Here is a 22,383-nt window from a genome sequence, read left to right as displayed (position 1 = left end):
TCAGGCGGCGTCCTGCAGCCGGCGGTCGCCGGCGGGATCGCCTTTGAACAGGGTGGCGCGCAGATTGTGCGGGTCCAGCCGGTCGCGGATGATCGACAGTTGCTCAGCGGTCGGGGCGGCGGTTTCGGGGATGACTTCGGGCCGCGCCAGGGCGAAGCCGGTATTGTCCTGAACCTGATCGAAGGTGACGCCGGGGTGCAGGGATCGCACCCGCATCGCCTTGTTGACGCCGCTGAAGTCCAGCACGGCCAGGTCGGTGATCACCATGCGCAGGTCGAGGCCGGCAGGCTTCTTGCCATCGGGCCAGCGGGCCGGATTGTAGCCGACGCCGCAGACGAAATCGACTTCGCCCGCCACGAAGGACCGCGTGTTGTGGGTCGGCACGAAATAGCTGTTGGGGTGGCTGATCGAGTTGCCGGGATAGCCGCGCGCGCCCAGCAGGGCGGCCTTGGGTTTGGCGTGGTCGCCGATGACCGAGATATTGGTCTGGCCAAAGCGGTCGATCTGGGTGGGAACGACCATGGCGTGACGCTTGCCGCCCCACAGATTGTCGAAGGTGCGGGCGAAGGGCATCCAGCCCTCGACCTTGGGGACGTAGCCGTTGCGCGGGCCGACCGGGACGGGCTCGGAAACGAAGTGGTTTTCGCCGTCGGTCAGCATCAGGGCCGGGTTGACGGTCAGCTTGGCCAGGCCGGCGGCCAGGCGCGGCATCAGGGTGATGCCGGTGGCCAGAACCTCGCCGTCATTGCGCCAGGCGTCGGCGGCGGCGGCGATGCACAGTTCGGCCAGGGTGTAGGGAGAAGTCTGGGTCATGTCGGCGGGCCTCAGTAGATCGGCGCGGGCAGGGCGCGGATGTGGTCGTCACCGCCGACCGCCGCGAGATAGGCGTCGGGCGCCGCGTCGATGAAGCGGGTGCGATAGTCGTCCCAGGCTTCCGGCGAGGTCGCCCCGACGTAGGCTTTCAGGTGGGCCATATCGATGCCGTAGTCGGGCGAGGCGCCGGTCGGGTGGGCGCCCAGCGGGGCCTCGATCACCCCGCTGACGACGCTGCGCTCGAACGGGTGGAAGCGGGCGTTGGCAGGCAGGTCCAGAGCTTCGGTCGTCACCAGCTGTTCGGTCGAGACGAAGACCTGATCGGCGGCGCGCGCCATCAGGTCGTCGAAGAAGGGATCGGGGCTGAAGATCAGAGTGTTGCCGGCCTGATCGGCGCGGTGGACGTGCATGATGGCGGCGTCCAGCTTGATCGCCGGCATGGCCAGCAGGGTCTGGCCGTCGTCGTAGGGCGAGCGGATCGTCTTGATCCCCTGCGAGGGGATGTCGGTGGCCAGGCCGAAGTTGGCGGGCAGGAAGGGCAGGCGCATGGCGGCGGCGCGCAGGCCCCAGTGCAGCAGGCCCTCGTCCAGCTCCATGATCTCCAGGGCGCCCGCCTGCCGCGCGGCGCGGAAGTGCGGGTCCAGCGGGAAATGATCCAGAGAAACAAAGCCGAAGATCAGCTTCTTCACCTTGCCCGACGCCACCAGAGTCCCGACATCGGGACCGCCGTAGCCGACGATGGTCAGGTCTTTAAGGTTGGAGCGCGCGATGGCGCGCACGAGGGCCATGGGCTTGCGACGCGTCGCCCAGCCGCCGATTCCGATCGTCATTCCGTCGCGCAGGCTGGCGACGAAGCCATCCAGATCCAGCCGTTTGTCCAGCACGCCGTGACACTCCGTGAAGCAGGGAAGATTGGTTCCTGTCACGACGCTATGAGACGGGCTGGAGAGGGTGAAGGGTCCCCGAAGGAACGGATTGTTTGTGTCCGAAGACAATCTGCGCGGGACCCGAAATAGGGCCGCAGACGAAACACTCTGGTCGCGATCCGTGCCTTATCGTCGCGGTTTGCCTGGGTTCTATTTTCCCGACCGGCGGCCTTGGTCCGCCCGCGACCATCATAAGGTCGCCGCGCGGGAGACCAGTGTGCTTCAGAGACTTCGCAACGCCGCCGCCGCGCCCCTGACGGGCGAGCAGAGCCTGTCCAAGCCAGTGTTTTCTCTGATCTTCGTGGTGTCGATGGCCATGGCCGTGGGCAATCTGGGGCTGATCTCCGTCATGCCCGCGATCGGCCGGGCCATCGGCATCTCCGACCATCTGATCGCGGCGGTCTTTTCACTGTCGGCCCTGTTCTGGGCGATCACCGCCCCGCACTGGGCCAAGGTGTCGGACATCAGCGGCCGCAAGCCGATGATGATGCTGGGCCTCGGCGGCTTCGTCTTTTCCATGCTGGGCTGCGCGGTAGTGGTCTGGGCCGGTTTGCAGGCCCTGATGGCCCCGATCGTGGTCTTTCTGGCCTTTGCGGCGATCCGGGGCGTCTTCGGCCTGTTGGGCTCGGCGACCGCCTCGTCCAGCCAGGCCTATGTGGCAGAACGCACGTCCGAAAAGGACCGGACCGCCGCCCTGTCAGCCCTGGCCGGGGCCCTGGGCATGGGCACCATCATCGGCCCGGCGGTGTCGCCGCTGCTGGTGTTCGGCTTCCTCGGCCTGGCCGGGCCCATGGTGGTCTTCGCCCTGATCGCCGCGGCGATCTGGGTCGCCGTGGCGGTGGTGATCCCGTCGGATCGTCCGTCTGCCGCCGTGCGCGAGGCGGCCTTGAGGGCGAGGGCGGCGGGCAAGGCGGCGTCTGAAAAGCCGGGCTTCGCGGTCTGGCGCGACAGGAATATCGGGCCCTATCTCTGGTACGGCCTGTTGTCGGCCTGCGCCCAGGCGATCAATGTCTATACCCTGGGATTCGTCATCATGGACTCCATGGCCCTGCCGGCGGCCGAGGCCCAACGCTTCATCGGCATCGGCATGGCGGCGGGAGCGGTCGCTGGCCTGGTCGGCCAGTGGGTGCTGATCCCGTGGCTGAAGATGTCGCCGCGACAGCTGTTGCGCGTCGGGGCGCTTCTGGCGCTGGCGGGCAATCTGATCACCGTCTTCGCGGACGGGATCTGGCTGCTGACCTTGGGCTATGTCGTGCTGACCCTGGGCTTCAGCTTCTGCCGACCAGGCTTTACGGCGGGGGCGTCGCTGGCGGCCCGCGCAGATCAGCAGGGCCTTGTGGCGGGCATGGTCTCGAGCCTGTCGGGGGCAGCCATCGTCGTCACCCCCGTGGTCGGCGTGCTGCTGTATGAGTTCGCACCTGCGGCGCCCTTTGTTCTGAACTGCGCCGTCATGGCCGGGCTGGCGCTCTATGCCTGGAAGAACGCCTCGCTGCGGCGCGGTGAGGCCGATCTGGCGCGGACTTCGATTGTTTCCTGATGCGGATAAACCGTCTGTGTCCACGCGCTTGTTGTCGACGAGAGGCGGGTAATAATCGTTCCATCAAGATTAAAAAATCGGCTGACGAACAGATGAGTTCTCAACCGTCAAAGAAACGTGGGAGTGTTCCGTGGATCGGTATCTGGTAATTTCTTCTGATGGTCACGCTGGTCTGCCGCCGGAGAGGTATCGCGAGTATCTCGATCCGCAGTATCGGGCCGAATTCGATATTCGCATCGCCAAGGAAATCGCTGCGCGCGAACAGCACGAAAAGAACTTCCTGCTCGACGACTTCAACAACAAGTGGCGCGCCGCCGCGGGCGAAGGCATGGAAGGCGCCTGGGATTCCTCCATCCGCACGCGGATTCTCGACGAGGACGGCATCGCCGCCGAGGTCCTCTATCCCGACGGCATCACCGAGCGGAACGCCCCGCCCTTTGGCGCCGACATCGGTCTGAGGCCGGTCCTGAAGGACGCTCACCTGCAATGGGCCGGCGCCCGCGCTCACAACCGCTGGATGGCTGAGTTCTGTCAGATGGACCCGGTGCGCCGCATCGGCCTGGCCATCATCCCGGCCTTCTATGACATGGAGGAGAACCTCAAGGAGATCCGCTGGGCCAAGGAGAACGGCCTGAAGGGCGTGGTCCTGCCGACCTTGATGGAGGGCTTCGATTTCTACAACCATCCGAAATACCATCGGGTGTGGGCCATGCTGCAAGAGTACAACATGCCCGTGAACTTCCACTCGGGCGCGGCGCCGGCCTATGACACGGCGCAGCCCGGCTGGATTGGCATCTATCTGTCGGAATACGCCTTTTACCTGACGCGCCCGATGTCGGCGCTGATCTTCGGCGGCGTGTTCGAGCAGTTCCCCAAGCTGAAGGTCACCTTCACCGAAGCCGGCGGCGAGTTCTGGTTCCCGTGGATGTTGGAGCTGATGGACGTCCGCGCCTCGGTCAAGCACACCAGCGGCAAGCTGGGCGACCACCGCTCGAACCTGTCGCTGAAGCCGAGCGAATACTTCAAGCGCAACATCTGGGTCGGCTGTTCGGCCCTGCCGGACGAGGAAACGACCGAGTCCTACTACAACATCGGCATCGACCGGGTGCTGTGGGGCACCGACTATCCGCACCCCGAGGGCACCTGGCCGCACACCCTGCCCAAGATGATCGCCAGCCTGGGCGGCCTGCCGGAACACGACATTTCCAGGATGTTCGCGGGCAATGCGCTGGAAGTCTACGACCTGGATGAGAAGGCGCTGAACGCCATCGCGGCCCGCATCGGTCCGCAGAAGGCCAGCTTCATCAAGGCCGCCGCCTGACAACGACCGGGAGCGGCTGCCTTCGCGCCGCTCTCGTCCACATCACATAAAAAACGACTGGGAGAGACGACGTTGGCCAAGCTTCGCTACGTTCAGGACGTGAATAAACTCAAGGCCGCCATGGAGGCGCGCGCCTCGGGCGGCGGGCTCAAGAACACCGTGCAGACCCTGCGCGCCTTCTATGAGACCGATCCCGAGATCGTGGCGGCCCTGCTGCCCAAGCCGCTGGAGCCGACCGCCGCCTCCAAGATCCTGATCCAGTTCTCCTATGTCGAAATGCGTCCGACGCCCGACAAGCTGGTCGTTTCCGCGGCCATGACGGTCGGCGTGGAGTCCGCTTACAAGGGCAAGGTCGGCTGGTACGTCCTGGCCATGCCCATGGGCGGCGAGTTCGTCGTCATCGGTGGCCGTGAGCGCTTCGGCGAGCCTAAGAAGATCGCCGACGTCCAGTTCACCAAGAACGGCGACAGTCTGCACGTCACCTGCACCCGCAACGGCGTCGCCTTCGTCGAGCTGGAAGGCAAGATCGGCGACAGCCTGGGCGCCAAGAAGTTCACCGAGAACCTGTTCTGCTACAAGGGGATGCCGGGTATCGACAACGGCTTCGGCTTCGACGGCGATGTCTTCCTGACCCAACTGAACTGGGATCGCGACTGGGACATGCACCACGTGGTCAACGGCGGAAAAGTCACCCTGCGCGAATCCGCCTGTGACCCCTTGGTCGACGTGCCGGTGCGCAAGCTGCTGAAGATGGAATATTCGGAAGGCCGCAGCGTCACGGGCGGCGAGATCCTGGAGAAGGTGCCGGGCGAGTGGCTGCAGCCCTTCTGGTTCGGCCGCTACGACGAAAACCCTACCGGCGGCATCGAGATTGCGCTCGCTTCGGAGGCGGCGCTTCAGGATGCGTGATCTGACGGGGAAGGTCGCCGTCGTCACCGGCGGCGCCAGCGGCGTAGGCCGCGCTCTGGGCGAAGCCCTGATCGAGCGGGGCGCCAAGGTTGTCCTCAGCGACATCAACGCCGAGGCGCTGGAAGCCACCGCGGCTGAACTGCGCGCCAAGGGGGGCGACGTCGTCGGCATCGTCGCCGATGTGATGAAGCAGGAGTCCGTCGAGGCCCTGGCCGATCAGGCCTATGCCCGCCATGGCGCGGTCCATCTGCTGTTCAACAACGCCGGCGTCGGCCTGGGTGATTTCCGGGAGCCGATCTGGACCCTGGCGCTCAAGGACTGGGAGTGGGGCCACAACATCCACGTCATGGGCGTGGTCCACGGCATCCGGGCCTTCGTGCCCCGGATGCTGGCGGGGGGCGAGCACGGCTATGTCGTCAACACAACCTCGGGCAACGGCGGACTGGTGCCTTCGGCGCGAACGCCCGTATACGCCTCGACCAAGGCGGCGGTGACGAGCCTGACGGAGGTGCTTCACCATCAGCTCAAGGCCCAGGACGCCAAGGTGAAGGCGGCGCTGTTGTTCCCCGGCCCGCATCTGGTCAACACCAATCTGATGCGCTCGGCCCGGCCTGCGGACTACGTCGATCCGGCCAGTCCGCAACCGGCGGGCAAGTCGATGGCCGAGTTGGCCCAGCAGAATGGCGGGGTCCCGGTGACCGAGCCGGAGGAAGTGGCCAACTTCGCCCTGGACGGCGTGGCAAGCGGCCTGTTCTGGCTGCTGCCGGAAAGCGAGCGGATCGACAACAACATCCGCCGACGCACCGACAGCATCCTGGCCCGTGCTGAACCCGTGGGCTTCGGCGCCTAGACCATCAACAAACAATCGGCGGCGAGGAGGAGGGGGCTCGTTCCTCGCCGTCGGTCCACAGTGGCGTTTATAAAAACAAATAAAAACAGCCAATTAGACCGAAAAGGTCATGGGCTATTTAGGGAGGGTTAGATGACACGACGCATGACTCGCACCGCGACCATCCTGCTGGCGAGCACCGCTCTGGCCGGCGCCTGGCCCGTGATGGCCATGGCTCAAGAGGCAGCAGCGACCGAACAGGCCACCAGCATCGACGACGTGGTCGTCACGGCGCAGCGCCGCGAGGAACGCCTGATCGACGTGCCGCTGTCGGTTTCGAGCCTGGGCGGCGAGGCGCTGCAGCGCGCCGGGGTGGCCGATATTTCCGCCATCAGCGGCTATGTGCCCAATATCCAGATCAACCAGACGGTCGGCGGCGCCTTCGGGCCGTTGATCTCGATGCGCGGCCTGGCCCCCTCGGCGGACACCAGTCTGGGCCGCGACCAGCCCGTCGGCATGTACATCGACGGCGTGCCGATCGCGAAGTCGACCGGCGCCGCCTTCGACACCGTCGACCTGGAGCGGGTCGAAGTGCTGCGCGGCCCGCAAGGGACCCTGTACGGCAAGAACACCATCGGCGGCGCCGTCAACCTGGTCACGCGCCAGCCGACTGGCCAGTTCGGCGGCAAGTTCATGCTGGGCGTGGGCAGCGCCGACCTGTTCGAACAGCGCCTGTCGCTGGATCTGCCGCGCATCGGCGAGATCGGTCAGGGCATCGGCGCCTTTGACGTCAAGCTGGCCTATTCGGGCCGCACCCGCGACGGCTTCTTCGACAACACGCATCCCAACGCCCGTTTCTCGACCTTCGGTGAGCAGAACCAGCAGGCGGGCCGTCTGGACGTGGTCTGGCGGCCGACCGAGGACATCAAGGTCGCCTACGGCTATGACGACACCTCGAGCCGCAGTTCGCCGGCCATGCTGGCGATCAGTGCGCCGGGCCTGATTGGACCGGGCCAGATGTATGCGTCCCTCTATCCCTATATCCAGAACGCCATCCACACGACGCGGCCGGATGGCATCGCCAACGACTACTCCAATCGCAGCGATTTCTTCGTCAAGGGTCACTCGCTGACGGCCGAGTACAACGCCGACGCCGTGCCCTTCTTCGGCGATATCACCATCAAGTCGATCTCGGCCTATCGCAGCATGAAGTCGCGTAGCCAGACCGATTTCGACGGGACGGGCGTCGACCTGATGCACTTCACGCTCAACAACAACTACGAGCAGTGGTCGCAGGAGCTGCAGCTGATCGGCGCAAACGGGCCGGTGAAGTACACCTTCGGTCTGTTTGGCTTCAAGGAAGAGTACGGCGTCTTCAACCCGCGCTGGAATTTCCAGTTCGGCGGCAACAAGTACGATCTGCAGGAGCGCTCGGCCGACAACACCTCGGTCGCCGCCTACGGCCAGGTGACCTGGACTCCGACCGCCTTCGACGAGCGGCTCAGCCTGACCTTGGGTGGCCGCATCAACAAGGACGAGAAGTCGGCGACCTCGCTCAGCCAGAGCTACTCGGCCTATCTCGCCAATCCGGCGGCGCCGGGCTCGGGGGTGTTCAAGCGTGACGCCGCCGGCAATCCGATCACGCGCAGCGGCGGTCCGGCCCTCGGCGCCCTCCCGGGACCGGGCAACATCGGCCCGTCCGATCTGATCCCGCTGACGGCGGACGGTTCGTGGTCCGAGTTCACGCCCGAGTTCAACGTGTCGTGGAAGCTGGCTGACGACTGGAACGTCTATGGCCGCGTGGCCACGGGCTTCAAGAGCGGCGGCAACAACGACGTGGCAGCGACCAACGCCAGCTTCATGACGCCCTATAATCCTGAAAAGCTGACGGCCTATGAGATCGGCACCAAGGGGCAGTGGTTCGATCGCCGTCTGAACCTGTCGGCATCTATCTATTATAGTGATTACAAGGACTTCCAGGCGGGTGTTTTCGTGCCGTCGCTGGTGACGACCACCATCATCAACGCCGGCAAGGCCCATATGTCGGGCGTCGAGCTGGAGGGCACGGTGCGTCCGGTCGACAACCTGCGGATCAACTTCGGCTACGGCTACACCAAGGCCGAGTATGACGAGTTCATCCTGCCCTCGGGCCAGGACGTCACCGACACCTATGTCTTCCCGCTGATCCCCAGGCACAACTACACCCTGGGGGTCGACTATCGCTGGCCGGGTCTGGCGGGCGGCGAGTTCGTCGCCAGCCTGAACTACAACTGGCGTGACCGGCAGGAGGGCGGCATCACCGGCGACCCGCTGTCCTATCGCAAGGCCTATGGCTTGCTGGACGGCCGCATCTCGCTTAGCGACATCAATATCGGCGACGGGCGCACGGCCGAGATCTCGCTGTGGGGCAAGAACTTGCTGGACGAGGAGTACTGGGTGTCGGGCATCAACCTGACCCTGTTCACCCTGCGTCAGTGGGGCGACCCGCGCAGCCTGGGTCTACAGGCCAGCGTGAAGTTCTAGGCCGAAAACGCGATGGGGGATCGGTGGCGTCAGCGCCGCCGGTCTCCTGATCGAGTCACTGATATTCCCAGTAGAATCAGACCCATGAGCGACAGCGCGCCTATCGTCATCGTCGGCGCCGGACACGCCGGCGGGACCGCCGCCGCCCTGTTGCGTCAGTACGGCCATGCGGGCGCCGTCATCCTGATCGGCGACGAGCCGCTGGGCCCCTACCAAAGACCGCCCCTGTCCAAGGCCTGGCTGAAAGGCGAGGCCGACGGCGACAGCCTGCGGCTCAAGGCCCCGGAATGGTACGCCGACAACGGCGTCGACCTGCGCCTGTCGCAGACGGTCGCAGCCCTCGACCGCGCCACGCGGGCGGTGCGCCTGAGCGACGGCGAAACCATCCCCTATGACCATCTGATCCTGGCCACCGGCGCGCGGGCGCGTCTGCTGCCGATCGAAGGCGCCGATCTGAACGGCGTCATGGTCCTGCGCACCGCCGCCGACGCCGAGGCGTTGAAGGCGGCGCTGTCGTCGCAGCGTCACCGCGTGAAGCGGCTGGCGGTGATCGGTGGCGGCTATGTCGGGCTGGAGGCGGCGGCGTCCGCGCGGGCGCTCGGCGCCGAGGTCGTCATTCTGGAACGCGAGAGCCGGATTCTGGCCCGCGTGGCCTGTCCCGTCCTGTCGCGCTTCTTCCAGGACTATCACCGGGAACGCGGGGTGCATTTCATTCTCGACGCCGCGGTCGAACGTCTGATCGGCGAGGACGGTCGGGTCAGGGGCGTGCGTTTGGCCGATGGTTCTGTGCTGGATTGCGACGTGGTTCTGGTCGGGGTCGGGGCCGTGCCCAACGACGAACTGGCGCGGGCGGCGGGGCTGGACTGTCAGGACGGGATCCTGGTCGATCTGGCGGCGCGGACCAGCGATCCGGCGATCTTCGCCATCGGCGATGTGACCCGGCGTCCTATGCCGCTCTATGACACGGTCATGCGGCTGGAAAGCGTGCCCAATGCACTGGAGCAGGCCCGTCAGGCCGCTGCCGCCATCACCGGCCGCCCGGCGCCGGAGCCCGAGACGCCATGGTTCTGGTCGGACCAGTATGATCTCAAGCTGCAGATCGCGGGCGTGCCGGTCGGCTGTGACGACATGGTCGTGCGCGGCGATCCCGGCGCGCCGGGCTTCGCCCTGTTCCACATGGCCGGTGACGTGATCCGGGCGGTCGAGGCCGTCAACGCGCCCGGGGAATTTCTGGTCGGACGCCAGTTGATCGGCCGCCGCACGCCGGTTTGTCGTGAGCGGCTGGCCGACCGTGCTACGCCGATGAAGAGCGTCGCCCTGTAACCGACCTGACCGATTTCACCGTCTCTGGAGACGCCATGACCGACCATCTGAAATTCTACATCGACGGCGCCTGGGTCGATCCCGTGGCGCCGCGCACGCTGGACGTCATCAATCCGGCGACCGAGCAGCCGATCGCTCGCATCAGTCTGGGTGCAGCCGAGGACGTGGACCGGGCGGTCCAGGCGGCGCAGCGCGCATTCGCCAGCTTCAGCCGCACCTCAAGGCAGGAGCGGATTGACCTGCTGGAAGCCATCCTGGCTGAGTATGTCCGCCGTCAGGACGAGATGGCCCGGGCCATCACCGCCGAGATGGGGGCCCCCGCCGCTCTGGCGCGCAACGCCCAAGCCTATATGGGCGTGGCCCACTTGAGCACGGCGATTGCGGTGCTCAAGGACTACGCCTTCGAGGAGGCGCCGCGCGGCGCTACCCTGATCAGCCGCGAGCCGATCGGCGTCTGCGCCTTCATTACCCCGTGGAACTGGCCGTCGAACCAGATCGGCTGCAAGGTCGCCCCGGCTTTGGCCGTCGGCTGCACCATGGTGCTGAAGCCGTCCGAGGTCGCGCCCCTGTCGGGTCTTCTGTGGGCCGAGATAATGGACGCGGCGGGCGTCCCTGCGGGCGTGTTCAACATGATCAACGGCGACGGGCCGGGTGTCGGCGCGGCCCTGTCCAGCCACTCCGGCGTGGACATGGTCAGCTTCACCGGCTCGACCCGCGCAGGCGTCGAGGTGGCCCGGAACGCCGCCCCCACCATCAAGCGCGTGCATCAGGAACTGGGCGGCAAGTCGGCCAACATCATTCTGGACGACGCCGACATTACGGCGGCTGTGGCGGCGGGCGTGGCCCGCATCATGAACAACAGCGGCCAGTCGTGTAACGCCCCCACGCGGATGCTGGTCCCCCGCGCCCGCATGGACGAGGCCAAGGCCGCCGCCAAGGCCGCGGCCGAGGGGCTGACCGTCGGTGATCCGACCGGCGACGTCACCCTGGGGCCGGTGGTGTCGGACGTGCAGTGGAACAAGATCCAGAGCCTGATCGCCAAGGGGATCGAAGAGGGCGCGACCCTGGTTACGGGCGGCGTCGGCCGCCCCGAGGGTCTGACCGCCGGCTATTTCGTCAAGCCCACCGTCTTCGCCGACGTAGACCCGGACGCGACCATCGCGCGCGAGGAGATCTTCGGCCCCGTCCTGTCGATCATTCCCTATGACAGCGAGGACGAGGCGGTCGCGATGGCCAACGATACCGTCTACGGCCTGGCCGCCTATGTGCAGTCGGGCGACATCGACCGGGCGCGCAAGGTCGCGCGTCAGTTGCGCGCCGGTCAGGTGATCCTCAACGGCGCCGGGCCGGACCTGATGGCGCCCTTCGGCGGCTTCAAGCAGTCGGGCAACGGCCGCGAATGGGGCGATCACGCCTTCGCGGAGTTCCTCGAGGTCAAGGCCACGCTCGGCTACGCCTGAGCCGCGACCGCAGACGAACAGACGGCGTCGCCCTTCTGGGCGGCGCCGTTTCTCTTGGTCAGGCCAGACGGCGCAGGTTGGCGCGGTCGAAGGGCAGGGCGGGCTGGCCTGTTCTGACCCGCTGCGGCCACTGCGGGTCGTTCAGGATGGCGCGGCCCACGCCCGCAAGATCGAACTCGCCGCGCGCGATGGCGTCGCGCACAGCGTCCAGATTGTCGAGCGGTTTCGTCTCGCTGCTGCCGCTCAGGGTTTCGCCCAGACCATTGCCCAGGCCGATGCCGCCGATGGCCACGGTAGGTTTGCCCGTCAGGCGGCGCGTCCAGCCCGCCAGCGACAGAGGCGAGCCTTCGAAGGCGGGGCGGTCGAAGTGTCGTCCGCTGGCGTCGAACAGATCGACGCCGCTCTGGGCCAGTGGTTTTAGCAGGGCGCCCAGTTCGTCGGGCGTGCTTCCGAGCTGGGCGCCATAGTCCTGCTGCTTATGCTGCGAGAAGCGGAACATGATCGGCGCGTTTCCGATCTCGGCCCGCACCCCCGCCACGATCTCGGCGCCGAAGGCCGCGCGACGGGCCGCGTCGCCGCCATAGGCGTCGGTTCTCAGATTGGTATCGGCCCACAGGAAGCTGTCGATCAGATAGCCATGCCCGGCGTGCAGGGCGATGCCGTCGAAACCGACCGCCATCGCGTTGCGCGCAGCCTCGGCGAAGGCGGCGATCACGGCCTTGATCTCGGCGGTCGTCATGGGCTCGGTGGGCGCCCGCATGGCGTCCACATAGTCGTCGCCATAGGAGGTGTGGCCCGGCCTACCCCAATGTCCCGAGGGCCGCGCGCCGATCAGGTCGGGACGCAGGGAACGTGACGGATCGCGCAACGGCCCCTGATGCCACAACTGGGGAAAGATGCGTCCGCCCGCTGCGTGGACCTCGGACACGACCCGCCGCCAACCGTTCAGCGCGGCCGTGCCGTGCATGTGGGGAATGGCCGGGTCGTCGACGGCGGAGGGATGATCCACGCCCACGCCCTCGGTGACGATCAGCCCGGCGCCGCCCTCGGCCCGACGGCGATAATAGGCGGCCACGTCCTCGCCCGGAACGCCGCCCGGCGAGAAGTAGCGCGTCATCGGCGACATGACGATGCGGTTGGCCAGCGTCAGCTTACGGATCGTCAGCGGCGTGAACAGGACATCCGTCTGGACCGGGGCGTCGACCTTCATGTCCATGATCAGGCCGCCTGATCGATGGTGCGCAGCACGGCGCGGGCCTCGTCGGAGCCGTCCAGCAGGCGGTTGACCCGCCGCAGCACCTTCCAGCCGTCGTCCGTGCGCGCCAGCGTCCAGTGGTTGACCGAGACCCGCCAGACGACGAAGGCCCCGTCCACATGCTTGTAGACACGCGAATAGTTGACCGCCGTAGCCCGGTCGCCGTCGAGCGTTACATGGGGCGAACTGGGAATGTGGGCGGCGCCGTCGCGGACCAGGGCGCGGTGCACGTCGTTGTCCAGCAGCCCGGCGATCCCATCCGGCCCCTGACCCGCCCAACCTTCGGCCAGTTCATAGACGCCGTCCTCGGCCCACAGCGTCCCGACCTTCAGCCCACGCTCATGGGTATCGGCGGTGTCGGCCTGAGGGCCGTAGCGGGCGATGACCTGGCAGACGGCCACATGGTCCTGCAGCGCCTGAAGCTGCGCTTCCAGTCGGGCGAGGCGGGCTTCGGTTTCGGACATGACGGACCCCGGTGCAGTTTGTCCGTAGCATCCGTCATTCCGCGTCGATGATTAGCCAGCTCGCGGGAAACGCTGTGTTGAGGCTGGGCGACTGGCAGCGTCGGGCCGACACCCGGATAGTGCGCGCATCGCCATCGAGCCGGAGCCGCGCCATGCCTGCCGTTGACCGCATCAATCGCCAATGGGTGCTCGCGCGCCGTCCGATTGGTCAGGTGCGTGTCGAGGATTTCGCGCGCCGCGACGGCCCTGTGCCGGTTCCCGACCTGGCGGCGGGTGAAATTCTGATCCGCACCCTGATGATCGGCTTTGATCCGGCCCAGCGCGGCTGGATGGACGAGGGCGCCAGCTATATGCCGCCCATCGCCATCGGCGAGCCTGTGCGCGGCAGCGCGGCGGCGCGCGTGGTTGCATCCCGCAATCCCGTCTATCCCGAAGGCGCCGTGGTGCGCGGCCTGTTCAGCTGGCAGGACTATTCTGTCGTTGCGCTGAGGGGCGAACCTGCGCCGGTCCTCGTCGCGCCCGACGTGACGCCGGAAGAGGCGCTGGGCGTGCTCGGCGGGGCCAGCCTGACCGCCCATGTCGGTCTGAATCAGGTCGGGGGGCTTCGCGCCGGCGACACGGTCCTGGTCTCGGGCGCTGCGGGAGCGGTCGGGTCCGTGGCGGTGCAGATCGCGCGGCTGAGGGGGGCGCGCGTCATTGGCATCGCAGGCGGCGCCGAGAAATGCCGCTGGCTGGTCAAGGACTACGGCGCCGACGCCGCCATCGATTATCGCAACGGGGATGTCGCCGAGCGGCTGGCAGCTCTGGCCCCCAACGGGATCGATCTGTTTTTCGACAACGTCGGCGGCGAAACCCTTGAGGCCGGGATCGCCCACATCGCGCGCTTTGGCCGTATCGTCCTGTGCGGCGCAATCTCTGGCTACAACGACGTGACGCCAGCGCCTGGGCCACGCAATCTGTCGCGCCTGATCGCCCAGAGGGCTGAGATGCGCGGCTTCATCCTGCTGGACCACATGGATCATGTTCCCGCCGCGAGGGCCGAACTGACAGCTTGGCTGCGCGCCGGCCAACTCCGCTATCGTGTTGACATCCAGCAGGGCTTTGAAGCCATCCCCGCAACCTTTCTGCGCCTCTTCAGCAGCGCCAGTCAGGGCAAGCAGTTGCTTCGGGTCGAATAGGCACGGTCAGGCCGTCGACGCCGAAAGGGTCGTCATTGGGGTATGGGCTGGAAAAGGATGGTGGACGCGACAGGGATTGAACCTGTGACCCCCTCGGTGTGAACGAGGTGCTCTCCCGCTGAGCTACGCGTCCAGCGCAGTAACGACCAAATCAGAAAGGCTTGGGCCGTCGGGAGGCGCGATGTAGCCCGCGATTCCGACGACGGCAAGCCTCTTTGATCAAATACCCGCCGCGCGCACGCCTTCCGGCGTTTCCGCTTCGGGATCGCCGGGCAGCCAGGCGACGTGACCGTTGTAGATGTCCTCGTTCAGGATGCCTTCCTCTCTGGCGACCAGAACCGGGACCAGCATCTGGCCGGTGACGTTGGTGGCGGTGCGCATCATGTCGATGATCCGGTCGATGGCGACGATGTAGCCGATGCCTTCCAGCGGCAGACCTGCCGTCGACAGGGTCAGGGTCAGCATGACGATGGAGGTGCCGGGCACGCCCGCCGTGCCCAGCGACCCCAGCACCGCCGTCAGGCCGATCAGCACGTACTGGGTCAGGCTCAGGTCGATGCTGAAATACTGGGCGATGAAGATCGAGGCGATGGCCGGATAGATGGCCCCGCAGCCGTCCATCTTCACATTGGCGCCCAGAGGCACGGCGAAGGCGGCATAGGCCTGGGGCACGCCCAGACGCTCGACCGTCTGGCGCAGGGTGATGGGCAGGGTGCCCAGCGAGGATGATGTGGCGAAGGCCGTCTGCTGGGCCGCAAATGCCCCGCGGAAGAAGCTGCGGATCTTCAGGCCGTGCAACTTCAGCAGGCCCGAATAGACGATCAGGATGTGGAACAGGCAGGCCGCATAGATGGCGAAGATGAACTTGCCCAGCGGCAGCAGCGCCTCCCAGCCATAGCCGCCGACGACCGAGCCGATCAGGCCGAACACCCCGAACGGCGTCAATTGGATCACCCAGCGGGTGATGCGAAACACCAGGGCCGCGCCTTCGTCCACCAGCCGGCGCGCCGTCTGCGCCCGGTCGCCCAACGCCACCAGCGCCGCCCCCATCAGGGCCGAGAAGAAGATGATCTGCAGCACCTTGCCCTCGGCCAGAGAGGCGAAGGGGTTGGTCGGGACAACGCCCAGCAGTACCTGCAGCGGCGTCGGGATCACCCTTTCCTTCACCTCGCCCAGCGGCAGGTCGGCCAGACCGACGCCCGGATTGATGATGTGACCGAACGCAAAGCCGACCAGAACCGCCAGCAGGGAGGTGATGGCGAACCAGACGATGGTCCGCACCCCCAGCCGCACCGCGCCGACCCCTTCGCCCAGCTTGGCTATCGAACTGGCGATGGTGAACAGCACGAGCGGCGCCACCACCATGCGGATCAGGTTCAGATAGACGTCGCCGATCGGCTGCAGCCAGACCGTCGCCTGCTCGCGCAGGATCAGGCCGGCAAGGATGCCCAGGGCGAAACCGGCGGCGGTGCGCTGCCAGAGCGGGATAGCGAAGAAGCGACGAAACATGACGACCTTTGGGGAGGAGCGGTCGTTCTATGTGTTTGGCGCAAGAGGTGACGGCAACCGCAACGGGAGCGATTGACGCTGAGAAGTTCTGTCTGAGTTTTTAGTTTTCCTTCTCTGTAAGGGGGCTTACCCCGCCATCACCTCGGCCAGCGCCGCCTCGAACCCGTCGTAGTGGTCGATCACCACATCCCCGCCCAGGTCCTCGCGCGGTACGTCGTTGTAGCCAAAGCCGACGACGATGCAGGCCACGCCGGCGTCGCTGGCCGCCTTGGTGTCGGTGGTGCTGTCGCCGACCATGACGCACCGCGCCGGATCGCCGCCGGCCTTTTGCACCGCCTCACGGATATGCGCCCCGCTGGGCTTGCGGGCCGAGACCGCGTCCGGCCCGGCGATGAAGGCGAAATGCCTGGTCAGATCCAGCGCCTCGATCAGGGCGACGGACAGGTCGGTGCGCTTGTTGGTGGCGACGCACAGGATGGCGCCGCGCGCGGCCAGCCGCTCCAGCGCCGGCACCACGCCGTCAAACACGACGCTCTCGTCGGCGATGTGGGCCAGATAGTCTTCGATGAAGCGCTCGAACAGGCCGGGCGCATGGGCCTCGTCCCAGGCGGCGCCCGCCTCCATGAAGCCGTGACGCAGCAGGGCCATGGCCCCATGCCCGACCAGATGCCGGGCCGAGGACATGGGCACGGGCGGCAGGTCATATTGCGCCAGCATCCGGTTCAGCGTGCCGATCAGATCGGGCGCCGAGTCCACCAGGGTCCCGTCCAGGTCGAAGGCGATGGTCCAGCCTTGCAGGTCGCGTTCAGTGCTCATGTCGTCTCCCGGCTCGCGCAGGCCCCGGCAATGGGCTAGATCGCGCAGGACGACAAGCCGCCGGATCGATTCATGACCGCACCACATCCTCGCGCCGCCATTATCCTTGCCGCCGGGCAGGGGACGCGGATGAAGTCGCCGCTGCCCAAGGTTCTGCACCCCGTCGGCCAGCGCGCCATGCTGGATCACGCCATCGACGCCGCCGAGGCTCTGGGCTGCGAGCGCATCGTGGTCGTGGTCGGTAGCCATTCGCCGGAGGTCCGCGCCCACGTCGAAAAGCGTCTCGGCGAAGACTCCATCGCCGTTCAGGACCCGCCGCTCGGCACCGGCCACGCGGTGCGCGCCGCTGAGGCCGTCTTGGGTGACTTCATCGGCCATGTGGTCGTGACCTACGGCGACGTGCCCCTGCTGAAGGCCGCCGACATCGAGCCGGTTTTCGCTGACACACACGAAGGCGTCACCGTCATCGGCTTCGAGGCCCGCGACCCCGGCGCCTATGGCCGCCTGATCCTGCAAGGCGACGACCTGTTGGCCATCACCGAGGCCAAGGAGGCCTCAGCCGAGGTTCTGGCCGTCACCGCCTGCAACTCCGGCGTCATGGCCGCCCCGGTCGGCCTGCTGTTCGACCTGCTGGCCGAGGTGAAGAACGACAACGCCAAGGGCGAATACTACCTGACCGACGTGGTCGAGCTGGCCCGCAAACGCGGCGCCCCGACCCGCGCCGTCTTCGCCGCCGAAGACTCGGTCATGGGCGTCAACGCCCAGTCCGAACTGGCCCAGGCCGAGGCCCTGTTCCAGCAGACCCAGCGTGAGCACTTCCTGGCGGCGGGCGTCACCATGTCGGCCCCTGACACCGTCCACTTCGCCTGGGACACTGAAGTTGGCGCCGGCACGACCATCGAGCCCTTCGTCGTTTTCGGCCCCGGCGCGGTCGTGGCCGAGGGCGCGCGCATCCGCAGCTTCAGCCACATCGAGGGCGCCAGGGCCGCCAGCAAGGCCGAGGTCGGCCCCTACGCCCGCCTGCGCCCCGGCGCGGACCTGGGCGAGGGGGTCAAGATCGGCAACTTCGTCGAGGTCAAGAACGTCCGCATGGAGGCGGGCGCCAAGGCCAACCATCTGGCCTATTTGGGCGACGGCCATGTGGGGGCGAAAGCCAACATCGGCGCGGGCACCATCTTCTGTAACTACGACGGCTTCTTTAAACACCGCACCACGGTGGGCGAGGGGGCCTTCGTCGGCTCCAACTCGTCGCTGGTCGCGCCAGTGACCATCGGCGCGGGCGCCATGGTCGGCTCCGGGTCCGTGGTCACGAAAGACGTCGCGCCGGGCGATCTGGCCTTGGGCCGCGCCGAACAGGCGACCAAGCCGGGCTGGGCCGCCCGCTTCATGGACACGATGCGCGCAAAGAAGGCGGCGAAATCCCAATGAGCGATCAGCAGAAGAAGAACGCCGGCGAAGCCGCCGCCGCCTACGTCGAGGCCGGCATGGTGGTCGGGCTGGGCACCGGCTCCACCGCCGCCTGGTTCGTCAAGGCCCTGGCGGCGCGCAACCTGCCGGACCTGCGCTGCGTCCCCACGTCGGAACGCACCGCTGATCTGGCGCGCGAACTGGGCCTGACCCTGTCGACGCTGGAGGACACCCCCCGCATCGATCTGACCGTCGACGGCGCCGACGAGATCGGCCCAGGCCTGGCCCTCATCAAGGGCGGCGGCGCGGCTCTGCTGCGCGAGAAGCTGGTGTGGGAGGCGTCCGGACGCTGCATCTGCATCGCCGACGCAGCCAAGGTGGTTCCGGCGCTGGGAACCTTCCCCCTGCCGATCGAGGTCGTCGCCTTCGGCCACAAGACCACGGCTAACCGCATCGCCGACGTCCTGGCCGACCATGACATCCCCATGCCCGCCCGCGTCCGTCAGGCCGACCGCGGCCTGATCCGTACCGACGGCGGCAACCTGATCTACGACGCGGCCTGCAAGGTCATCAACGACCCGGCCCGCCTCGCCGCCGACCTCAAGAGCCTGACCGGCGTGGTCGAGCACGGCCTCTTCCTGGACCTCACCGACCTGGCTGTCATCGGCACGGACGAGGGCGTGGAGACGCTCAATCCCTAGGCCCCGCTTGCGGGCTAGTCCTCAGACTGCTCTTCGGTGCGCAGGCGTTCGTGGGCGCGTCGGATCGATGAGGCGATCTCGGTGCGCGCCGAACTGAGATTCTTGCGGGTCCGCTCAGTCTTGTAGAGTCCCGTCAGATAGGCCTTGTCCCATTCGGTGAGGCTCGTGACGCTGTCGGGCTCATCGAAGACGTTCAGGATCGACGCATAGCGGCTGGTGTCCGCGTTAGGATCGATCTGTGCGAAGGTGACCATGGCGATATAGTCAGCCAGTTGCTGGGTCTGCACGTTTGCCAGTTGGCGGGTGTCCACGACGACAACGGTTCTGAAAATGTCGTCGACGATTTGCGTACTCAGACGTGAGGCTGTGACCTTTGTGGTCGGGGCGTAGGAATAGATATCGCCGCCGGCGCTACCGCCGCCACAGGTCCCTTCGCACTCGCCCAGGATACGGGTGGCGCGTTCGCCGGTATCGGCATTCACAGGCATGCTGACCTGCCACCATCGCACCGGCCGGTCGGACGACTGAAACTCCGCGAAGGCGGCGCGGCCACGGTCCATGCCCACGCCGTTGACCCGCAAGACACGCTCGTACCGTTGGGCCAGCGTTTGTGAAAAGGCGTCGGCGTCGCTGGCGGCGATTACAATTACGTTTGGTGTGCAGCCTGGAGCGCCGGCCCTCAGGTCAAGATCGCTGGCCACGGTGGATATCCGGTCCACCAGATACTGGGCGGTTTCAGGATCGAAATTGGCGGCGCCGATGCAAATTCCGCCGCGCCACCGCGCCAGACTCCGATTTGGGTTGGGGGCCGCGACGGAGCCGACGAAATTATTGATCATGTCATCCAGGGTGCGTCCCGAGACTTCGACGTCCTCAAGGCGGACGGGCGATTCCTCGGCTGCCGGCGTTGCCCTGGTGGCGGGCGCGTCCTGAACAGGGGTCGCTGACAGCAGTGCAGCCAGGGTGAGCGCAATCATAGCGAGTCTCCGTTCGGGTTATCGATGTTCTCTGAATGTAGGGTTGCGAGGCGCCAAGCGTCAAATCGTCCGCGTGTGTGCGGGCGCGGTGCCCGTGGCTTGTCTGTCGTCCACACGCCGCCTAACTGGACGGCAGTCGCCGTCCGGCACGACTTCTCGTTACACATGCCATGCAGCGTCGCCGGGGCCTGCGGCGCGGAGTTTCTCATGACCCAATACGACTACGACCTCTTCGTCATCGGCGCCGGTTCGGGCGGGGTGCGCGCCGCGCGGCTGACGGCTCTGGGCGGCAAGAAGGTGGCCGTGGCCGAGGAATATCGCGTCGGCGGCACCTGCGTCATCCGCGGCTGCGTGCCCAAGAAGTTCATGGTCATGGCCTCGGAAGTCAGCCATGCGCTGGAGATCGCCGAGGGCTATGGGTGGTCGTTCGACAATGCGACATTCGACTGGCCGACCTTCCTTCAGGCCAAGGACGTCGAGATCGCCCGCCTGTCGGGCATCTACGCCGCCAACCTGGGCAAGGCGGGCGTCGATCTGGTCCACGGCCGCGCCGTGATGAAGGACGCCCACACCGTCGAGATCGTCGGCAAAAACCAGACCTTCACCGCCGAGAAGATCCTGATCGCCACCGGCGGCCGTCCGTGGAAGCCCGAGGAACTGCCGGGCGTCGAGCACGCCATCACGTCCGAAGAAGCCTTCCACCTGCCGGAACTGCCCAAGCGTATCCTGATCGCGGGCGGCGGCTACATCGCCGTCGAGTTCGCGGGCATCTTCGCCGGTCTGGGCGTCGAGACCACCCTGATCTATCGCGGCCCGAACATCCTGCGCGGCTTTGACGACGATGTGCGCGCCCATCTGGCGGGCGAGATCGAGAAGCGCGGGATCAAGGTCATCCTGGGCTGCCAGCACGCGTCGATCGAGAAGACCGAAAGCGGCCTGGTCAACCACCTGGGCAACGGCATGACGCTGGAAACCGACGTGGTCATGTTCGCCACCGGCCGGGTCCCCTACGTCAAGGGGCTGGGCCTGGAGAACGCGGGCGTCGAACTGAACGACGAGGGCGCCATCGCCGTCGATCCGTATTCCAGGACCTCGGCGGACAACATCTGGGCCATCGGCGACGTGACCGACCGGATGAACCTGACGCCGGTCGCCATCCGCGAGGCCGTCGCCTTCCACGAGACGGTCTACAAGAACAACCCGCAGCACTTCGACTATGAAGCCGTCGCCACCGCCGTCTTCAGCCAGCCGCCGGTCGGCGTCGTCGGCCTGACTGAACACGAGGCTCGCCGCGCCTGCACGAATGGCGTCGATGTCTATGTGACCCGCTTCCGGCCGATGAAGTACGCCTTCACCGGCTCGGACGAGCGGGTGCTGATGAAGCTGGTGGTCGACGCCGACAGCCAGCGCGTCGTCGGCGTCCACGTCGTCGGCCCGGAAAGCCCCGAGATGATCCAGCTGGCCGCCATTGCCGTGAAGGCGGGCCTGACCAAGGCCCAGTGGGACGCCACCTGCGCCGTCCACCCGACCATGGCGGAGGAACTGGTGACGCTGAAGGAGAAGCAGTCGGCCACGTCGATGGCGGGTTGATCCCTCCTGTCCGGAGCCGCTTGCCAGCGGCTCCGGACGCGCGCCTTATGCGGCCCAGCTTTCCCGGAGGTAGCCCCATGAAGTCCCGTCTGCTCGCCGCCGCCCTGTCGGCCCTGCTGGTCGCCGCCGCTTCGCCGGTTCTGGCCCAGAACGCCGCGCCCGCCGCCTATCAGAGCGCCGTCGCCGATCCGCTCCGCCCCGCCGACGAGGTCGCCCGCGACCCGCTGCGGCATCCCGCCGAAATCCTCGCCTTCGCTCAGATCCAGCCAGGCCAGCGCGTCGCCGACATCCGCCCCGGCGCGGGCTACTTCACCCGCCTGTTTGCGCGCGTCGTGGGCGAGGGCGGTCACGTCTACGCCTTCGTGCCGAACAAGACCGCTGAACGCGAGAACCCGCGCGCCGACGCCTTGGTCGCCGCCTATCCCAACGTCAGCCGCGTCAACGGCGACCTGGACGCCATGACCTTCGACGCGCCGCTGGACGTGGTCTTCATGAGCCAGGAATACCACGACTTCCACATCCCCCGGTTCGGCGTGGACGTGACGAAAATGAACGGCGACATCTTCAAGGCGCTGAAGCCCGGCGGCCTGTTCGTGGTCATCGACCATCAGGCCGCGCCCGGCGCCGGCAACACCGCCGTCGAGACCCTGCACCGCATCGAGGGCGCCCAACTGCGCCGCGAGGTCGAGGCCGCCGGCTTCGTCTTCGACGGCGAGACCTCGGCCGTTGCGAACCCGGCGGACGACCACACGTTGAACGTCTTTGACGAGGCCATTCGCGGCAAGACCGACCAGTTTGTCTATCGCTTCAGAAAGCCGGGCTGAACCGGCTGAAATCACAGGAGG

The 22,383-nt window shown here is 66.8% G+C and carries 19 protein-coding genes and 1 tRNA gene; 12 read left to right on the top strand and 8 right to left on the bottom strand.

The window, feature by feature from the left end; genetic code table 11:
• Together ACIQTU_RS10855 and ACIQTU_RS10850 are read right to left on the bottom strand one after the other, a co-directional pair.
• Positions 1–813: a CoA-transferase subunit beta gene (locus tag ACIQTU_RS10855; RefSeq protein WP_400546502.1), complete on the bottom strand. Its 813-nt coding sequence runs from the start codon at positions 811–813 to the stop codon at positions 1–3.
• An 11-nt stretch (positions 814–824) separates the two neighbouring features.
• Positions 825–1,697 (bottom strand): CoA transferase subunit A, encoded by an 873-nt coding sequence (locus tag ACIQTU_RS10850; protein WP_400546499.1) that lies wholly within the window; start codon positions 1,695–1,697, stop codon positions 825–827.
• Between the two features lie 259 nt (positions 1,698–1,956).
• Between ACIQTU_RS10850 and ACIQTU_RS10845 the strand changes: the two genes are divergently transcribed.
• The 7 genes from ACIQTU_RS10845 to ACIQTU_RS10815 all read left to right on the top strand — a co-directional run bounded on the left by ACIQTU_RS10845 (position 1,957) and on the right by ACIQTU_RS10815 (position 11,641).
• Positions 1,957–3,276: an MFS transporter gene (locus ACIQTU_RS10845; protein ID WP_400546496.1), complete on the top strand. Its 1,320-nt coding sequence runs from the start codon at positions 1,957–1,959 to the stop codon at positions 3,274–3,276.
• Between the two features lie 130 nt (positions 3,277–3,406).
• Positions 3,407–4,597 (top strand): amidohydrolase family protein, encoded by a 1,191-nt coding sequence (locus tag ACIQTU_RS10840; RefSeq protein WP_400546493.1) that lies wholly within the window; start codon positions 3,407–3,409, stop codon positions 4,595–4,597.
• A gap of 72 nt (positions 4,598–4,669) precedes the next feature.
• A complete protein-coding gene (locus ACIQTU_RS10835; RefSeq protein WP_400546490.1) occupies positions 4,670–5,506 on the top strand; it encodes an acetoacetate decarboxylase family protein in 837 nt (278 codons plus the stop codon).
• Positions 5,499–6,356: an SDR family NAD(P)-dependent oxidoreductase gene (locus ACIQTU_RS10830; RefSeq protein ID WP_400546487.1), complete on the top strand. Its 858-nt coding sequence runs from the start codon at positions 5,499–5,501 to the stop codon at positions 6,354–6,356. Before ACIQTU_RS10835 ends, ACIQTU_RS10830 begins: the two co-directional genes overlap by 8 nt.
• A 144-nt stretch (positions 6,357–6,500) precedes the next feature.
• Positions 6,501–8,858 (top strand): TonB-dependent receptor, encoded by a 2,358-nt coding sequence (locus tag ACIQTU_RS10825; protein ID WP_400546484.1) that lies wholly within the window; start codon positions 6,501–6,503, stop codon positions 8,856–8,858.
• Positions 8,859–8,942: 84 nt separating this feature from the next.
• A complete protein-coding gene (locus ACIQTU_RS10820; protein WP_400546481.1) occupies positions 8,943–10,181 on the top strand; it encodes an NAD(P)/FAD-dependent oxidoreductase in 1,239 nt (412 codons plus the stop codon).
• A gap of 35 nt (positions 10,182–10,216) precedes the next feature.
• Complete coding sequence (locus ACIQTU_RS10815) at positions 10,217–11,641, top strand: aldehyde dehydrogenase family protein (protein WP_400546478.1); 1,425 nt, start codon at positions 10,217–10,219, stop codon at positions 11,639–11,641.
• A 58-nt stretch (positions 11,642–11,699) separates the two neighbouring features.
• Here ACIQTU_RS10815 and ACIQTU_RS10810 read toward each other — a convergent pair whose 3' ends face one another.
• Positions 11,700–12,857 carry a 12-oxophytodienoate reductase gene (locus tag ACIQTU_RS10810; RefSeq protein WP_400546475.1) on the bottom strand — a complete coding sequence of 386 codons (1,158 nt, stop codon included), beginning with the start codon at positions 12,855–12,857 and terminating at the stop codon, positions 11,700–11,702.
• A 2-nt stretch (positions 12,858–12,859) separates the two neighbouring features.
• On the bottom strand, positions 12,860–13,360 hold the full coding sequence (locus tag ACIQTU_RS10805) for a nuclear transport factor 2 family protein (RefSeq protein WP_400546472.1): 501 nt from the start codon (positions 13,358–13,360) through the stop codon (positions 12,860–12,862).
• Between the two features lie 152 nt (positions 13,361–13,512).
• Between ACIQTU_RS10805 and ACIQTU_RS10800 the strand changes: the two genes are divergently transcribed.
• Positions 13,513–14,538: an NADP-dependent oxidoreductase gene (locus ACIQTU_RS10800; protein WP_400546469.1), complete on the top strand. Its 1,026-nt coding sequence runs from the start codon at positions 13,513–13,515 to the stop codon at positions 14,536–14,538.
• 58 nt (positions 14,539–14,596) lie between these two features.
• Here ACIQTU_RS10800 and ACIQTU_RS10795 read toward each other — a convergent pair.
• The 3 genes from ACIQTU_RS10795 to ACIQTU_RS10785 form a co-directional block, all read right to left on the bottom strand.
• Positions 14,597–14,671, bottom strand: a tRNA-Val gene (locus ACIQTU_RS10795).
• An 86-nt stretch (positions 14,672–14,757) separates the two neighbouring features.
• The gene (locus tag ACIQTU_RS10790) at positions 14,758–16,047 is read right to left on the bottom strand and encodes a dicarboxylate/amino acid:cation symporter (RefSeq protein WP_400546466.1); all 1,290 of its coding nucleotides are present in this window, start codon (positions 16,045–16,047) and stop codon (positions 14,758–14,760) included.
• Positions 16,048–16,173: 126 nt separating this feature from the next.
• Positions 16,174–16,863, bottom strand: a complete 690-nt coding sequence (locus ACIQTU_RS10785) for an HAD-IA family hydrolase (RefSeq protein ID WP_400546463.1) — start codon at positions 16,861–16,863, stop codon at positions 16,174–16,176.
• A gap of 72 nt (positions 16,864–16,935) precedes the next feature.
• Here ACIQTU_RS10785 and glmU point away from each other — a divergent pair, with 72 nt between their 5' ends.
• Together glmU and rpiA are read left to right on the top strand one after the other, a co-directional pair.
• Positions 16,936–18,291 carry a bifunctional UDP-N-acetylglucosamine diphosphorylase/glucosamine-1-phosphate N-acetyltransferase GlmU gene (gene glmU / locus ACIQTU_RS10780; protein WP_400546460.1) on the top strand — a complete coding sequence of 452 codons (1,356 nt, stop codon included), beginning with the start codon at positions 16,936–16,938 and terminating at the stop codon, positions 18,289–18,291.
• Positions 18,288–18,971, top strand: coding sequence for a ribose-5-phosphate isomerase RpiA (rpiA, locus tag ACIQTU_RS10775; RefSeq protein WP_400546457.1), 684 nt, complete (start codon positions 18,288–18,290; stop codon positions 18,969–18,971). The genes glmU and rpiA overlap by 4 nt, the downstream gene beginning before the upstream one ends.
• 14 nt (positions 18,972–18,985) lie before the next feature.
• Here rpiA and ACIQTU_RS10770 read toward each other — a convergent pair whose 3' ends face one another.
• Positions 18,986–19,948 carry a hypothetical protein gene (locus ACIQTU_RS10770; protein WP_400546454.1) on the bottom strand — a complete coding sequence of 321 codons (963 nt, stop codon included), beginning with the start codon at positions 19,946–19,948 and terminating at the stop codon, positions 18,986–18,988.
• A 207-nt stretch (positions 19,949–20,155) separates the two neighbouring features.
• On the opposite strand from ACIQTU_RS10770, the gene gor reads away from it, so the two are divergent.
• Positions 20,156–21,538 carry a glutathione-disulfide reductase gene (gor, locus tag ACIQTU_RS10765; protein ID WP_400546451.1) on the top strand — a complete coding sequence of 461 codons (1,383 nt, stop codon included), beginning with the start codon at positions 20,156–20,158 and terminating at the stop codon, positions 21,536–21,538.
• 77 nt (positions 21,539–21,615) lie between these two features.
• The gene (locus ACIQTU_RS10760) at positions 21,616–22,362 is read left to right on the top strand and encodes a class I SAM-dependent methyltransferase (protein ID WP_400546448.1); all 747 of its coding nucleotides are present in this window, start codon (positions 21,616–21,618) and stop codon (positions 22,360–22,362) included.
• Positions 22,363–22,383: the final 21 nt, after the last annotated feature.

Origin of the sequence: Brevundimonas sp. NPDC090276 (assembly GCF_044772165.1) — a bacterium.
Taxonomy (GTDB): Bacteria; Pseudomonadota; Alphaproteobacteria; order Caulobacterales; family Caulobacteraceae; genus Brevundimonas.
This window is presented reverse-complemented; position numbering and strand designations above follow the sequence as displayed.